Origin of the sequence: Desulfosalsimonas propionicica (assembly GCF_013761005.1) — a bacterium.
In the GTDB taxonomy this organism is placed as follows: Bacteria; Desulfobacterota; Desulfobacteria; order Desulfobacterales; family Desulfosalsimonadaceae; genus Desulfosalsimonas; species Desulfosalsimonas propionicica.
Genome location: NZ_JACDUS010000001.1, coordinates 682,403 through 697,778, shown reverse-complemented (window position 1 = coordinate 697,778; position 15,376 = coordinate 682,403). Strand labels below are relative to the sequence as shown.

Sequence of the window (15,376 nt, the reverse complement as noted above, 5' to 3'; positions counted from 1 at the left end):
GATGCTTTTGTCCTTTCATCCCTGCTACGTTGGAGACGAAAACCGGCTTTGCGCCGGCCGTGATCCGGATGATGACGACAGAGCCAGGATGCGGGCTGCAGAAGCCGTAATCCTGCCCCAGGGATGCCGCAAAACCCTGTTTGATGCGGCTGTAAGCTCTTGCCCCCGGGTCTTTCCGGATTACACGGCCCGGTTTGCCTGGCCCGAGAAAACCGGCCAGAGCCGGATGTTTGCCCATTACAACGCCCCCCGCCCGGTTACTGCGGCTTTTGACTGCCTTGCCGACTTTAACCGCCAGTATAACAGTGACCCCGCCGAAGCCGGTTTTGCATTTCCTTTTGTGTTCAAGTACAACGGCTCCGGGGAAGGCGCCAATGTCTGGCTTGCCGACACCCCGAATACACTTGCCCGGCTTCTGAGTCGTTCAGCGGACTGGGAGAAAACCGGGCAATTCGGGTTTTTGCTCCAGCAATACATTGAAACCCGCGGCCGCTGCCTGCGGGTGGTGGTGGTGGGAAACACGCTGGTGTCCTACTGGCGGATCCAGCCCGACAATACCGGGTTCCAGGCATCTGCGGCACGCGGCGGCAGGATCGATCACACGGCAGACCCCGGCCGCAGGACGGCGGCCGAAGAGCAGGTTTTGCACTTATGCCGCCAGACCGACATCAACCTTGCCGGATTTGATTTAATCTTTTCGGAGAATCCGGCCCCAAACGAAGCTGACACTCCCCTTCTGCTGGAGGTCAATTATTTTTTCGGCAGAACGGGCCTGGGCGGATCTGAGGCGTTTTACCGGCTGTTGTGCGCAGAAATTGACAACTGGATTGAGCAGGCATAGAGCGGCAATGTATATTCCGGAAGAAGAAGAAATTCGCAGGGAAAAGGCAAAGGCCCGCGAGCTGCGGGCCTCTCAGTGGTGGAAGCGCAAATGCGCCAGGGGCATCTGCCATTGGTGCGGCAAGACCGTGGCCCCCGGGGACCTGACCATGGATCACGTGCTGCCCCTGGCGCGGGGGGGAAAAACCACCAAAAACAACGTGGTACCTTGCTGCAAGGAGTGCAACATCCGGAAAAAAAGCAGGATGCCCACCCATTGGGACAATCTTTGACCGACGGCAGCGCCCCTCGAAAGCTTACCGGAAGTCGCCCAGAGGCCGGTTGAACGTGTACATGGCCGGCGGCACCATAAGGTTATCAAAGGCCTCGCCGGTGTTTCCGCCCCAGGCTGAAAACGGAAGCGACACCACAAAGGTGGCGGTGCCAAAAATCAGGGAAACAAATCCCAGGGGTCTTGCGGCAAACATATCCACCACCATTGTGGCACCGCTGGGCTCCCCGGAATTGACGGAATAATCTTCCGCCATTGCCGACTGTGCCAGGGGGCCGGCCAAAAATGCCGCCACTGCCACCACTAAAACCAACCGCTTGACATAATGCATGGAAACCTCCTTATGGCCCTGAACTTGACATCCTGAATGATTGGTTTATAAAGAAAGAATCGTATATAAAGATAATATATGCCATTTTACAGGCAACAGTCAATTTTTTTGTAAAAAAATTCAGAATTGATGGTTTCGTAAAAGTCGATTTTTTCGCTCCATGATCCTTTTGCGCGCGGTTTCATTTGTCTGCTTTGTCAGACACCCCAACACAGCCCCAGGATGGATATGCTCCGGGAAATTGCAATTAAAAATTTTGCCATTATCGATGATCTTCGAATCCGTTTTGACCATGGCATGACCGTTTTAAGCGGCGAGACCGGGGCCGGCAAATCAATCATCATCCAGGCCTTAAACCTGCTGCTGGGCAGCCGGGCGGATGCTTCCATGATCCGCACCGGCGCGGAATCCGCAGAGCTTGAAGCCTTGTTTGACATGGATACCCGCGGCCCGGCCGCAGCCGCCCTGGCTGAGCAGGGTCACGAGCCCGGAGAGGAACTGGTGATCCGGCGAATATTGTCCAGAAACGACCGGCACAGGGTTTACATCAACGGCCGACTGGCCACCATGAGCCTGCTGGCCCGGGTCACGGAAAACCTGGCCGGCATTTCCGGCCAGCACGAGCACCAGCGACTGCTCCGGGAATCCGAACATCTGCGCATCCTTGACCAGCTTGCCGGCCTGGACGACCTGCAGCAGTCTCTTGCCGCCTGCTACCATGAAATCACCCCCATGATCCGAAAGCTTGAAGAACTTCAGGCAAAGCGCAAACAACAGGCCGAACGCATGGAGCTCATTTCCTTCCAGCAGCAGGAGATCGAGGCCGCAGACCTCGCCCCGGGCGAGGAAGAAGAACTCAGAGAGCAGCTGGCCCGGCTGAAAAACGCGGAAAATCTGTTTCAGACCGCCGGCCAGGGGGTGGAAGAACTCTATGACCGCGACGGTGCGGTGGCTGAGCGGTTAAAAACCCTGCAAAAAGAACTGGAAAAAGCTGCTGCCATTGACTCCCGCCTCTTCGAGCCCGCGGAAGCCGTGGCGGACGCGGCCCTGCGTTTAGAGGACACAGCAGAATTTCTTCGGCAGTACACAGACGGCATCGAATTTGACCCCGGCCGCATGGAGGAAATTGAAGCCCGCCTCGACACCATCAACAAGCTCAAGCGAAAGTACGGCGATTCCGTGGAAGAAATCCTGGAAACCCTGGCGGCGCTTGAAGACCAGCAATCTGAAATTGAAGGCGTTGAAGAGCAAATCTCCCAAACCAAATCCCGCCTGGCAGAGCTGCACCAGCGGCTGGCCGAGCTGGCCCGGCGGTTGACAGAGAAACGAAAAACCGCGGCAGAAAAGCTCGGCCGGAAAATGGATGCACAACTCAGGGCGTTGAAAATGGCCGACACCCGATTCCGGGTCGATTTCCAGCCCGCCCCGGCTCAGGCCGAGACACCGCAATGGCTGTGGGTGGACGATTTCGCGGTATCGGAAAAAGGCGCAGAACAGGCCAGATTCATGATCGCCCCCAACGTGGGCGAAGATTTAAAACCCCTTTCCAGGATCGCTTCCGGCGGTGAGCTGTCAAGAATCATTCTGGCCCTAAAGGCGCTGCTGGCTGACACGGAACCTGTTGAAACCATTGTTTTTGACGAGGTGGATGCAGGCATCGGCGGAGAAGTCGCCGAAGTGGTTGGCCGGAAGCTGGCAGACCTGGCGAACCGCAACCAGGTGATCTGTATTACCCACCTGGCCCAGATCGCCCGCTTCGGCGATCATCACTACCGGATCACAAAGACGGTGGCCGACGGCCGCACCACCACCTGCATCCAGCCGCTTGATCCGTCAGACCGCATCGAGGAAACCGCCCGGATGATCAGCGGGCAGGCCATTACCGACACCACCCGGGCCCATGCCGCGGAAATGCTCAAATCCGGCCGCCGGACCAGCGAGTCCTCCGGCTAAAATCACTCCGGACCAAAATTGATGGTTTCGTAAAAAGCTACCAATTAAAAACTTGACGCTTTTTAAGCATTTGAAGTATATTTTGTTATTTTTCGTGTGGTCCCCTGATGCTGCAGACAAATCACCGGCATCCATTTTCAGGCACAGACCCAAATACCAATGAATCCAGAAACAATCACGGGGTGGAAGCAATGACGGAATATGCAACCCTGACCATCAACGGTCAAACCATAGAGCTGCCGATCATAGAGGGAACCGAGGGCGAACGGGCCGTGGACATCCGCCGGCTGCGTGCGGAAACCGGCTATATCAGCTTTGACCCGGGGTTTGCCAACACGGGCAGCTGCAAAAGCACCATCACTTACATGGACGGGGAAAAAGGCATTTTGCGGTACCGGGGAATTCCCATCGAGGAACTGGCCGAGCATTCCTCGTTTGTAGAGACCTCCTATCTGCTGATAAACGGCGAACTGCCCACCCGCGAGCAGTTAAACCGCACCAGCGTCCAGTTAAACGACCATTCCCTGGTCCACGAGGACATGCAGAACTTTTACCAGAATTTTCCCAGGGCTTCGCATCCCATGGGGATTTTATCAGCCATGGTCAACGCCCTGAGAAGTTTTTACCCGGAACTGCTGTATACAGACGAGGGATTTGAGGAAACATTTCTGCGGCTTTTGTCCAAGGTGCGCACCATGGCGTCCATGGCCCACAAAATCTCCCGGGGCCACAAAGTGGAATATCCCCGGCCGGATTACACCTATTGCGCCAATTTCCTGCACATGATGTTCAACACCCCGGTCAAGCCCTATATCGCAAGAAAGGAACTGGTCAAGGCGCTCAATGTCTTCTGGATTCTACACGCAGACCATGAACAAAACTGCTCCACCTCGGTGGTGCGAAGCGTTGGCAGCGCCCGGACCAACATTTATGCATCGCTTTCCGCAGGGGTTTCCGCTCTCTGGGGAGCACTGCACGGCGGGGCCAACCAGGCCGTGATCCAGATGCTCACCGATATTCACGAGCAGGGGGTGTCGGTGCAGGACGTGGTCCGCCGGGCAAAGGACAAAAACGACCCGTTCCGGCTTATGGGATTCGGCCACCGGGTTTACAAGACCTATGACCCCCGGGCCAGGATCCTGAAAAAATACGTCGATGAGGTGCTCAACCGGCTCAAACTCCAGGACCCCCTGCTCGACATCGCCCTGGAACTCGAGGAAGTGGCGCTGAGCGATTCCTATTTTGTGGACTACAACCTGTATCCCAACGTGGATTTCTACAGCGGTATCCTGCTCAAGGCCATGCAGATTCCCACCAACATGTTCACGGTGATGTTTGCCATCGGCCGGCTGCCGGGCTGGATCGCCCAGTGGCAGGAAAACCTGATTGACCCGGAACAGCGCCTGACCCGGCCCAGACAGATCTATATCGGAAGCAACACCCGCCCCTACATCCCCATAGACGAACGGCAAAAGGCATAAACATGCCTGCGGCCATCCGACAGATCAGTTGCCGGATGGCCGCAGTGGCCGGCTGCTATTTTGAAAGCTTTTCACGAAGCTGTCCATATTCATGCATGGCCCCAAGGGCCCGGGCCGCCCGGTTGGGTCCGGGCAGCACAGGCGCGCCGGCTTCGTAGAGCTTTTGGATAAAATCGCTTTCCGCTGAATAATAGGAATAACCGATCCAGGGCTTTTTTGCATTGCGCATGGAATCAGCCAGCTGGCGGCTCTGATCGCTGATAAACTGCGCGGCAAGGGTTTTGGCCTCTTCCATGGACACGCCCGTTGTTTCGGCCACCATCAGCACCATGCGCCGGGGCATCATCATGTATACCATCAGGGCATCCACGTTGTTGTCCTGAAGCAAAACATTGGGAATGTCCACGAAATAATCCAGGTTCCGCTTGGTAAAGGTCAGGTCCACGGGATTGTTCATGCTGCCCGTGCTGGGAATGTATTCGGCCAGTTTTTCCCGGGTCTGGTCCTCAATGGAAGGAAGCTCCAGGCCATTTCTTGCGCATGCATCCGCGGCCACCGCACCCGGGCCGCCGGAATGGGTCTGGATGACCACCCGGTTGCCCCGGGGAAGGGCTGTTGTGCCCAGACACCAGCAAATATCAAACATTTCCTCGATGGAATGGGCCCGGATCACCCCGCTTTGCCGGAACACCCCGTCATATACCCGGTCTGCACCGGCCAGGGCCCCGGTGTGCGACAGTCCGGCCCGGCCGCCGGCCTCGGTGCCGCCCACGTAATAAGCCACAACCGGCTTGTGCGGGACAATCTTTCTGGCCGCATCAATAAATTCCCGGCCCCTCCGGATACTTTCGATATACAAAGCAATCACCCGGGTGTCCGGGCATTTTGCCAAATACTCCAGGCAGTCGACAATATCGACACTGGCCTCGTTTCCCACGCTGAACCCGGTGGAAAACCCCAGGTTATATCGGCCCAGATAATCAAACATCTGGGTGATAAAGCTGCCGCTCTGGGAGGCCATGCCGATAAATCCAGGCGGATGGTCGCAGGGCAGAAATGTGGCATTGAACTTGAAATGGGTGTTGACCGCCCCGATGCAGTTGGGCCCGAGAAAACGCATGTTGTGGCGGGCTGCGGCCTCATTTAACTGCTTTTCCAGTGCGGCGCCCTCCGGGCCCACTTCCCTGAATCCGCCGGAAACCACAATGGCATGCCCGATTCCTTTTTGCCCGCAGGCCTCCATCACCTCCGGCACCACCGGGGTGGGCAGCACAATGATGGCCAGATCCGGAGTTTCCGGGAGATCGAGCACCGACGAATATGCCTTGTGTCCCTGTACAGTCTCCTCCCTGGGGTGAACGGGATAGATGGGGCCATCATAGCCCATCTGCTTAATCGAGGATAAAATCCCGGTGCCCATGGCGGTAAACTTGTTGGAAGCCCCGAAAATGGCAATGCTTCGCGGGTTGGCAATCCGGTATAACGGAGAATCCTCAATTCGGTCAGTCATGGCTGCTTTCCTTTAACACCACGAGCGCGTCAACAGCCTTCAGGCCGCCCTCGGGTGTGATAATCAATGGGTTGATGTCAATTTCTGCGATATTTTCCTGCTCCAGTCCAATCCGGCCCAGGGCGCACAGATTTTTGGCCAGCTGATCCATGTCGGCTGAAGCCTCGCCCCGAAACGCATCAAAGACCTTTCCGGCGCGAAGCTCTGCAGCCATATCTCTGGCTTCGGCCTCGTCAAACGGGGCGATCCGGAAGGCCGTGTCGTTTATCACCTCGGTAAGAACGCCGCCCAGCCCCAGCATCACGCACGGCCCGAACTGCGGCTCCCTGTGCAGGCCCAGCACCAGTTCCCGCTTGCCGGAAACCATTTCCTGGACCAGCACGGCTTCAAAACCGGCACCCAGTTTATTGGCAATGGCATCAAAGGCATCTGCCACTCCCTGCTCGTCTGCGATATTGACAAACACCACTCCGGATTCGGTCTTGTGCATGAGTTCGGCGCCCGAGCCCTTGACAACAACCGGAAACCCGATCTGCCGGGCGGCTTCAACGGCCATGTCCCGGTCTGATGCCAGTTGCTCCCGGGTAACGGCAATGCCGCAGTCAGAGAGCAGCCGCTTTGCGTCATATTCGGAAAGGGCCCGCCGGCCGGCGGCCAGGGCCTGATCAATGATTTCCATGGCTGAATCTTCCTTGTCTTGTTTATGCGGGTTCATACAAAATCACCGGCTCTTGCTGTGGCCGTTGGATGCGCTTTTGTATTTCCAAATACCGCAGGTGGGAAATAGCCTCTCCGGTGGCAAACCATTTCTGGGCCACCGGGAAATCCGCCCAGCTTTTGGCGGTCAAATCCCAGCTCATCTGCGAGGCCACCTCAAAGGCGTTTTGGGGGCCGGCCTTGTCCAGTATCTCCAGCACCTCCTCCAGACGCCGGCTGTGATGGGCCTTTAATTCGTCAATGCGTTCAGCAAACCGCTCAAAAAGGTGCCTGTGGCCCGGCAGGGCGCAGCTGACCTCAAGATCGCGGACCTTGTCAAGACTGTCCAGATAATCGCCCAGGGGATCGTCTGTATCTGACCAGCACTGGATATTGGGGGTAATGTTGTAGAGCACGTGGTCGCCTGCAATAAAAATCTTTTTCTCCGGCTCATATAAACAGGTATGGCCCTTTGTATGGCCCGGGGTCTGGATGCAGGTAAAAGCGTAATCGCCCACGGTGAGCGGCTGGCCGTCTTCGATCAGGTTCATAAACGGCATCCAGCCGGTGCCGTACTTAAAGCCCGGGTGCTGGTTCAAGGCGTTTCTCAGCTCCTGTTCGGGAAATCCGCTCTGGCCGCCATAGGCAATCATGGGCTCAAAGCCCTGCCAGTTTTCAATGAGTTCACTGTCGGGACGGTTGAAATAAATCCGGGTATTTTCACCGGCAAGCTCGGGCACCAGCCCGAAATGATCCGCATGCAGATGGGTGATAAAAAGATCAATGGAATCCAGGGCAACGCCGATTTCATCCAGGCCCTCGAGCATGGCCCTTTTGCACACATCCCGGTTTAAACCGGTGTCAATGACAAGATTTCGGTCCCCGCCTTTGATCACATACGAATTTAAATATTTCAGCGGACTTTCGGGCAGCGGGATGTGAATACGATAAAGCCCGGGATACAACTGCTCGGCCATTTGGGGTTTCCTTTTTTGGGGTACGGAAATAAAACGAACGCTCACTCGTTTTTTTGTGAAAACCCATTTTACTCCTTAAAAAATATTTTTCAAGCCCTAAGACAAACCCGGTTTGCTGCATGCCTGCAGACCGGAAAATCCCCGGTGTCTGTAATCGGTTTCATTTCCGGCAGGACAGTTGAAAAACAGCCGGTAATCTTGATTTGTTTATTCCAGGGTCAGGGTATAGACATCCAGTTCGTCCGCATCCGGGGAAAACGGACCCAACAGCATAGCGCCGGGCTGCCCCTTGACCCGAACGTAGACCGATTCGGTCTCTGACACTGTGTTTTGGGCCGCCCAGGCGCTAAACTCCCGATCTCCCAGGGCAAGGGTCATATCCCGCACAGGATATTCCAGGATGGATTTTTCCGGGATTTCACCGGCCGGCCCGATGCCCATGGCGTCTATTGCGGCCCCGTTGCCGCCGGCACCCACAATGACGCCCGCCCATGTGCCCGCAGCCGGCCCGGCCTCAATCCACAGGCCGATTTTGGGCATGGCATGGACGTTTAACCGGTATTGCGCTGCAAGGGGTTTTAAGGGGAGGTTGGCTTTGGCTGTGATTTTGGCGCCCAGCGCCGGGTTGTCCGGAGAAAATACCTGAGCGCCGGCAAGGGGGGTGGGCAGTTTTTCCCCGAGGCCTTCCGGATCATCAGTGAGGATCATAACCGGGAACCAAGCGGCCTTCTGCGCCTGCACGGACAGGGCCAGCAATGACAGGCCCCGGAGCACAGAAGGCGTGAAATCGCCGTTATCGCCCACAATCAGCCAAAGGCCGTTTGTTTTTGCCGCAACTTCCGAAACAGCCCCGGCCCATTGCATGTTTTCCGGATCATCTTTCCAGAAATGACCCGATACCCCCAGTCCGTATCCGGATACCATCTTGTATACCGCCTGTGCTGCGGCTTCATCTTTTTTGATCATGCTGATCCAGACCGATTTGCTCATGATTTCTCCTTATTTTCCATAAATGTCCGGAGCGGTTTTGACTGTGCCGATGATGTCCCGTTACAGGCAACCGCGAGCAACCGGCGGCTCATCGGACTTTTTTGCAGAAGAGCACCACATTGGCGCCGTCTTTTCGCTGATAATCCAGATGATCGGCGAGTTCCCGGACCAGAAAAACGCCAAGGCCGCCAACGGGGCGGTCTTCAATGTCCCGGGTCAAATCGGGTTCCGCGGCTGAAAGCGGATCAAAAGGCTTTCCCTTGTCAGCAATGCGCATGCAGAAGGTCTGCCGATCGGCCATGCCGCATTGCAGATCGATGCCCCCGTCCTCACCGGTACCCGCGTAGGCGTAGTGGATCACATTGACCAGAAGTTCTTCGGCCACCAGGCTGAGCTTGCGGATCAGAGCATCTTCGAGGCCCAGTTCCCCGGCGCTTTGCTCCATGAATTGGATAAACCCATGGAGTGAATCCATGTGTGCCGGCAGTTTCAGCTGGTGGGAAAAATAGGTGTCATCATCTTTCAAGTGCAGCCTCAAGTGTGTCAAAAATATTGAAAATATTTTTAAATCCGGACATGCCGAACACTTCCTCCACCATTCCGTTCATATTGCACAAGGCCAGCTCGCCGCCGGCGGGCTTGAGTTTTTTCCCCACCACCAGGACGCTTCGAAGGCCCGCGCTGCTGATATACTCCAGGTTTTCAAAGTCGGCGATCAGGTCGGTTTCGCCTTTTTCAATCCATTTGTCGCATTCCTTTTCAAACACCGACGCGGTGCCGGCATCCATGCGGCCGGAAGGCTTGACCACGACGGCATCGTCTTGTTTAAAGCTTTCGCACTCCATTGAAAACACTCCTGATTGATGATTATTTGGGGCCGTTACCGGCCGGATTTCTTCTGGGCCTGAATCTGCTCATGGAGCTTGATCTGGGCTTCCTCCAGTGTTTTTTGCAAAGTCTGGATCAATCCATAGGCATTGCCCACGGTCATGACGATACGGTTGGCAATGGTAGCATGTCCGGGCATGGCCCGGTGCTGGTTGCCGAACTCGATGACCACATCCCCGGATCCCACAAAAACGTTAAACACATCCCGGTAGACATAATCCAGATCCGGGGCCACGTGGAACTGAACGTCCCGGGTTCCGGAACCGGGATCCGGACTTTCGTTTTCATCATTTTGGCTCATGGTGTTTGCTTCCTTCTTGGTTGCGCTTTTGAGTCAAACTTTCAGGTTGATACTCCCTGACGTCCGGCCTGGGGGTTACATCAGGTTAATGACCTTAAACTGCCCGGGCACCAGAGTCATGCCGCCGGGCGCATTGACCTGGTTCTGCAGGGAGTTGTCAAGCATGCGGGTTACCGGCATGGCCTGGGTAATGGTCTTGACGCTGCAGCGAACATTGCGCCCCGGGCCCATGATGGTCTGGGACACCAGGCCCATCAAGACCCCGGTGGTATCGCCCATGCTGGTGGGCATCGTGGACATGATGTTGTGGGCCGGCAGAAAGGTCAGCAGGTTGCGCATGTTGGTCGTTGGCGGCAGTCCCATGATTTTCATGGTCATGTTCGGATAGGGAATCGGCGTGGGCACCGGCCCGGTGGGTGTTTTGCAGGGATCGGGCATGGCAAAATCCATTCCCGGCATTGAGCAGTTGGCAAACATAAACGCCTCCTTTAGGCCATATAGATTTTTTCACCGTCGATCTTGGTTTCTTTTTTGCTGATCATCACCGTATTTCTCGAATCCATGGAATAAAGCCCGCTGGTGCGCCGGGTCAGCTGGCCGGCCTGGACCTGGTCGTTGTCCTCGGTATGCCGGATATAGCCTTTGAACTTGTCAATCACCTGCCGGGCCATGGTGTTGATCAGCCCGCTGATGAGCCGGACGGTTTTGTAACTGGCATGAACTTCGGTGCCGCTGGCCGTGATCCGGTCATAGGCAATATAGCCCTGATCGCTTTTATGCACGGCATTTTTTGAAAACGCGCTGATGTCTTTGGCAGCCATGTTGATGGCTTTTTGGGAAAACACGTTTACACTCCCGGAGGCGGATTCCAGTGTGGCATCCGAAGGAAAAACCAGCTTCATGGCCTGGCTCCGGGGCCGGTCCATGATGGCCAGGACAAAAAAGGTGCCGTTGTCATCCCTGCAGCACAAAACCGTGTCCTGCACCTCAGGTTCGATGATGCAGGAAAAGGCCTTGCGGGCCCGGACGGTTTTTCCGGAAACGGCAATGGTAAGCCCGTCTTTTCCAACAGCGGTGACCACGCCCTGCCGGACAGCCGGCGGGGGTTGGTCGGCTATCGGAATGACTTTGGATGTTTGGCTGCTCATTTTTTCTCCCATTTTTCAGCTTTTAAACGACTTTGATTGGTTCCCCAGGACAGGGCGCGGGTGGAGCCGGACCATTTGGTCTTTTCGTCATCTGCGGCATGAAAATTGGTTAAATACAAAGCCGCCCGGGAAAAATCCGAGGCCCTGAGCTTTGCATGAGAAAAGTCCGCATAAGTCAGGTCCGCGCCCGCAAAAGAGGATTGCTCCGCACAGGCGCCTTCCATCTGTGCCTGGATCATTTTGGCGTTTGAAAAATCCGAGCCGGATATCTGTGTGTATTGCAGCCCGGCCCGGGTCAGGTTGGCCTCCCGGAAACTGGCCCCGGACAGGGCGGCTTCGTAGAAATTGGCGTATTCCAGGCTGGCGCCGTCAAAAAGCGAGCCCGTGAGCGCCCCCCACATAAAACCGCTTTTGTCCAGCCGGGTCCGGGCAAAATTGCAATTGTTCAGGCTCGATTCGTGAAACTGGCACTGGGTCAGATCCAGCCCGGAAAAATCGGTTCCGTCAAAATCGGCTCCGTGGAACAAAGACAAATAAAGGGTAATACCGGAAAGGTTGTTGTCCTTAAAACCGCAGTCATGGAAAAAACTTCTTTCCACCCGGGCCCCGGAAAAATCCGCCCCTACCAGCCGGCATCCGGAAAAAGCCGTTGTGGTCAGCTCCAGTCCGCATAAAACCGCGGCTTCAAGATCGGTATGGGTAAAAAAGCAGGTCTCAAGCCTGGAGTTGGAAAAATCCGCCCCTTTCATGGACGATTCAACAAACTTGGCCGAATCCGCCGTGATCTGACAAAACCGGGCCTGATCCATCCCGCATTGGGCAAAGTTGATCTGCCGGATGTCGGCCCGGGCAAACACCGCGTTTTGCATGGAGCATTTGGCAAAGGTGGCTTCTTTGAGCCCGGCTTGTGTAAAATCACAGTTGTCAAAGCACACTTCGCTGAAAATCCCGCCGGAAAGATCCGCGCCCCGGCAGTCCATGTCCGAGAAATCCTCCTGGTAAAACACTTCTCCGTTTTTGACCTGTGCGGCCAGCTCCTCTCCGGTCATTATTCCGGCCTCCAGTGGGCAATCAAAGTGCTGTCGAGATTGCTGCCGTCAAAATCTGTATCCGTTATCGTGGCCCGCAGAAAATCCACCTGGAAAAGATTGGCCCGGGCAAGGCGGGCCCGCACCAGCCGGGCCTTGGCAAGGGAGCCGCCCATGAGATTGATTCCCTCCAGGTTCGCTCCGGTCAGGTCCGCGCTCCGGAACTGGGCGTTTCTGGCACTGGCCCCGGAAAAATCCGCACCCGAAAGATCCGCGCTTTCAAAATAGCTGTTTTCGAGATCAGCCCCGGAAAAGTCGGCCTTTTGAAGAATCATGCGCTGGAAATTGGATTGCTGCAGATTGGCCTTCCGGAAACTCAATCCCTCAAGACAGACTGCTTCAGCATCGGTTCCGGCAAAACAGCTCTGGTTAAATACAGCCCGGTCAAAGCAGACGTTTTTGAGGATCATGTTGGCAAACAAACACCGGGTCATGGCAGCCCCGGCAAAGGTGACATCGCTGAGCCGCCCGTTTAGGAAAAATGACCCGGAAAGATCCGCATCCGTGAAATCCGCACCGCGAATATCGGGTTCCAAAAACTGAATCCCGGAGACATCGGCTCCGGAAAAGCTTGCCTGATCCATGCGCACATACAGTGTCTCGGCTTCTTTCAGGCTGGCAGCGGTAAAATCCGCCCCTGTAAAATCCCCCTTGGACAAAACAGCGCTGCGGCAGTCGGCACGCGCAAAAATACATCCGGCAGCGGCGGCCGCACCCATATTGGCGCCCTGCAAATTGGCGCCGGTGAGATCCGCCCCGGTAAGATCGGCCCGGACAAGAAAGGCCCCGCTCAGGTTTGCGCCTTTTAAGCTGGCGCCGGAAAAATTGACCTGTTCGAAAAATGCCCCGGACAGATCCATTTGGTCCAGCCGCGCCCCCGAAAGATCAATGCAGGCCCAGTCTCCGCCGGCAACCGGCTTGCCGGCGGCCACGGCATCCAGAAATTCCGCCCGGACCTCTTTGACGGGTTTGCTGTGCGGCGGCAATCCCGCCTCCATGAAATGGGCGCCCATGATATAGCCGGCCCTGAACTGTTGTTCCAGCTCGCAGAGCGACTCCCGGATCTCATTGGCCGCCTCTTCCATATCCGCTGTGATCTGCGCCTCCAGATCCCGGGTCTGCTCGTTTTCCATGCCAATGGATTTCAAGCCCTGCAAATGCGCCATGGCGGCCATGGCTTCATCGGGCAGGCGGAGGGGAATTTTTTCCATAAGGGCTTCGGCATTGACCCGGGGCAGGGGCTGCGGGGGCGGGCTTGAGTCTTCTTCCGTTTCCAGAGCGCTTATCTGATCGTCGAGTTCCTGAAGCTCATTGCGGGCATCAGCCGGTATTTCCTGTCCGCTTTCCCGGGTTTCGGCCATTTGGCTTTGCAGGGTGTCGCGGACATTGGTGATCTGTTCCCGAAGTTTTTCCCGGGCCTGCTCATCCTTTTTTTGGCCCATGACCTCTGCGGCATCGGCGATTTCACCGATGCGGTCAAACGGAAAATCCTCCAGGTCCACTTTGCCGCCCTGCCCGGATGTGATCCCGGGCATAATCTCTTCGAGCTTGCGGCTAAATTCGTCCAGATCCGGATCAGAAACCTGGGCAGACCCGGGGTCGGCCGGTTCACTGATCATCTTTTGCACATCAAAAGCGTCGTCTTCGGGCATGGCGGCCGCAGCTGTGTCCGGCATACGGGTTTGGGCCATGGACTGCTCCGCCTGACGGGCGGCTTCGTCAACCTTGTCCTCCACGGTTTTGCTGCAGGCATCTTCCCGGGCGGTAATGTTTTGGGACAGGGCACTGTTGTCATCGAGCTCCACCTCGCCTTTTTCCTGAAAAATGGCCAGGGCGGTGGGATCGCCGGGGGGGATCAGGTCCCGGGTCTGAAAATAGTTGAGAAACGGATTTTCCCCGGTCATCCGCCTTTCCAGGGCCTGGTGGTAATGGGCAAGGCTGCGCTTTTCATCCCGGCGGTTTTCATATGCCAGAAGCACATCACTGATCTGGGTGGCCTCGTCATCGGCCACCTCGGTGATACCCCGGAAAACAAGCAGGCCCAGCTGTTTTCCCGGGAAAAACCAAACCGTGTCCAGGTTCAGGGGCAGCTCGCCGAAATCCGGTGTTTCCGTGCCGATGGTATGGCGGATAAAGGCACGGGCGTAAAGATCCGGCAGCGCCCCGCTGATAACGGGCATCTCCGGGTGCATGTTTCGGATTTCAAAGGATTCGCTGCCCTGAAAATATCCCTGTATCCACTGGTCCTCCGGGCTGTTGAGAAAAAAACGCCAATCCATGTCTTCCGGGTATCCGGGGTAATATTTGAGCTTGTAGTCATCTTCGTAGGTTCCCCGAAAACGCATGCGCTGGGGGCAGTCCAGAACCAGGGGTGCAATGCCGGCAGGCTCTGGCGTATCACCGGGGGAGGTGATCAGGCGGTCCGGATTTTCAATGCAGGGCAGCCGCCCGTCGTTATGCCCCATGCCGTCGGGGTTTTTGGCGTAATCCAAACCGCCGAAGGCATGGGCGTAATCCACCGGCAGGGTTGTGATCGGCTCCGGCGAGGAGGGCAGACCACCGGCTGCCCATCTGCGGGGGCCGAACACATAAAGGGATTTTTCACTCTGCCCCAGCCGGACCCGGACCTCACCGCCGGTGACAGCCCGCCCGCCGGGTGCGAAAAACGCGCCTGTGACCAGAAACTCGCCCCGGGGCTTGGGCATGCCCATCTCCGGGGTGGGGTTGTCTGCCATGGCCTCAAATGCATCCTTTAAAAAATCAACATCCAGACGGGCCTTTCCGGAGCACAGGTCAATGCCCAGCGTGGCCGAGACAACAAAGAAAAAGCGCCGGTTCTGCTCCATCACCCGATGGTTGAGTCCCGCCTGCAGGGGGCGGTATGGTTGGATAACATGCATGT

At 56.4% G+C, this 15,376-nt stretch carries 16 protein-coding genes; 4 read left to right on the top strand and 12 right to left on the bottom strand.

What is annotated here, in order from left to right:
• Window position 1 precedes the first annotated feature (1 nt).
• Both HNR65_RS02965 and HNR65_RS02960 read left to right on the top strand, forming a co-directional pair.
• On the top strand, window positions 2-841 hold the full coding sequence (locus HNR65_RS02965) for an ATP-grasp domain-containing protein (RefSeq protein ID WP_181549937.1): 840 nt from the start codon (window positions 2-4) through the stop codon (window positions 839-841).
• A gap of 7 nt (window positions 842-848) precedes the next feature.
• The gene (locus HNR65_RS02960) at window positions 849-1,112 is read left to right on the top strand and encodes an HNH endonuclease (protein ID WP_181549936.1); all 264 of its coding nucleotides are present in this window, start codon (window positions 849-851) and stop codon (window positions 1,110-1,112) included.
• A 24-nt stretch (window positions 1,113-1,136) separates the two neighbouring features.
• On the opposite strand, the gene HNR65_RS02955 is transcribed toward HNR65_RS02960, so the two are convergent.
• Window positions 1,137-1,442, bottom strand: a complete 306-nt coding sequence (locus HNR65_RS02955; RefSeq protein WP_181549935.1) for a hypothetical protein — start codon at window positions 1,440-1,442, stop codon at window positions 1,137-1,139.
• Window positions 1,443-1,670: 228 nt separating this feature from the next.
• Here HNR65_RS02955 and recN point away from each other — a divergent pair, with 228 nt between their 5' ends.
• Window positions 1,671-3,395 carry a DNA repair protein RecN gene (recN, locus tag HNR65_RS02950; RefSeq protein WP_181549934.1) on the top strand — a complete coding sequence of 575 codons (1,725 nt, stop codon included), beginning with the start codon at window positions 1,671-1,673 and terminating at the stop codon, window positions 3,393-3,395.
• 191 nt (window positions 3,396-3,586) lie between these two features.
• Window positions 3,587-4,876, top strand: a complete 1,290-nt coding sequence (locus tag HNR65_RS02945) for a citrate synthase (protein WP_181549933.1) — start codon at window positions 3,587-3,589, stop codon at window positions 4,874-4,876.
• 55 nt (window positions 4,877-4,931) lie between these two features.
• Here HNR65_RS02945 and HNR65_RS02940 read toward each other — a convergent pair whose 3' ends face one another.
• The 11 genes from HNR65_RS02940 to HNR65_RS02890 form a co-directional block, all read right to left on the bottom strand.
• A complete protein-coding gene (locus tag HNR65_RS02940; RefSeq protein WP_181549932.1) occupies window positions 4,932-6,386 on the bottom strand; it encodes an acetate--CoA ligase family protein in 1,455 nt (484 codons plus the stop codon).
• On the bottom strand, window positions 6,379-7,101 hold the full coding sequence (locus tag HNR65_RS02935) for an acetate--CoA ligase family protein (protein WP_232364617.1): 723 nt from the start codon (window positions 7,099-7,101) through the stop codon (window positions 6,379-6,381). The genes HNR65_RS02940 and HNR65_RS02935 overlap by 8 nt, the downstream gene beginning before the upstream one ends.
• Window positions 7,088-8,059, bottom strand: coding sequence for an MBL fold metallo-hydrolase (locus HNR65_RS02930; RefSeq protein WP_181549931.1), 972 nt, complete (start codon window positions 8,057-8,059; stop codon window positions 7,088-7,090). The genes HNR65_RS02935 and HNR65_RS02930 overlap by 14 nt, the downstream gene beginning before the upstream one ends.
• 207 nt (window positions 8,060-8,266) lie before the next feature.
• Complete coding sequence (locus tag HNR65_RS02925; protein ID WP_181549930.1) at window positions 8,267-9,049, bottom strand: hypothetical protein; 783 nt, start codon at window positions 9,047-9,049, stop codon at window positions 8,267-8,269.
• Between the two features lie 88 nt (window positions 9,050-9,137).
• Entirely contained in the window at window positions 9,138-9,575 is a 438-nt protein-coding gene (locus HNR65_RS02920) for an ATP-binding protein (RefSeq protein ID WP_181549929.1), read from the bottom strand.
• Window positions 9,565-9,894, bottom strand: coding sequence for an STAS domain-containing protein (locus HNR65_RS02915; protein ID WP_181549928.1), 330 nt, complete (start codon window positions 9,892-9,894; stop codon window positions 9,565-9,567). The genes HNR65_RS02920 and HNR65_RS02915 overlap by 11 nt, the downstream gene beginning before the upstream one ends.
• A gap of 35 nt (window positions 9,895-9,929) precedes the next feature.
• Window positions 9,930-10,238: a hypothetical protein gene (locus HNR65_RS02910; RefSeq protein ID WP_181549927.1), complete on the bottom strand. Its 309-nt coding sequence runs from the start codon at window positions 10,236-10,238 to the stop codon at window positions 9,930-9,932.
• Window positions 10,239-10,313: 75 nt separating this feature from the next.
• Window positions 10,314-10,715, bottom strand: a complete 402-nt coding sequence (locus HNR65_RS02905; protein ID WP_181549926.1) for a DUF4150 domain-containing protein — start codon at window positions 10,713-10,715, stop codon at window positions 10,314-10,316.
• 11 nt (window positions 10,716-10,726) lie between these two features.
• Complete coding sequence (locus HNR65_RS02900; RefSeq protein ID WP_181549925.1) at window positions 10,727-11,386, bottom strand: DUF3540 domain-containing protein; 660 nt, start codon at window positions 11,384-11,386, stop codon at window positions 10,727-10,729.
• Window positions 11,383-12,435: a pentapeptide repeat-containing protein gene (locus HNR65_RS02895; protein ID WP_181549924.1), complete on the bottom strand. Its 1,053-nt coding sequence runs from the start codon at window positions 12,433-12,435 to the stop codon at window positions 11,383-11,385. Before HNR65_RS02895 ends, HNR65_RS02900 begins: the two co-directional genes overlap by 4 nt.
• Window positions 12,435-15,374: a DUF2169 family type VI secretion system accessory protein gene (locus HNR65_RS02890; RefSeq protein WP_181549923.1), complete on the bottom strand. Its 2,940-nt coding sequence runs from the start codon at window positions 15,372-15,374 to the stop codon at window positions 12,435-12,437. The genes HNR65_RS02895 and HNR65_RS02890 overlap by 1 nt, the downstream gene beginning before the upstream one ends.
• Window positions 15,375-15,376: the final 2 nt, after the last annotated feature.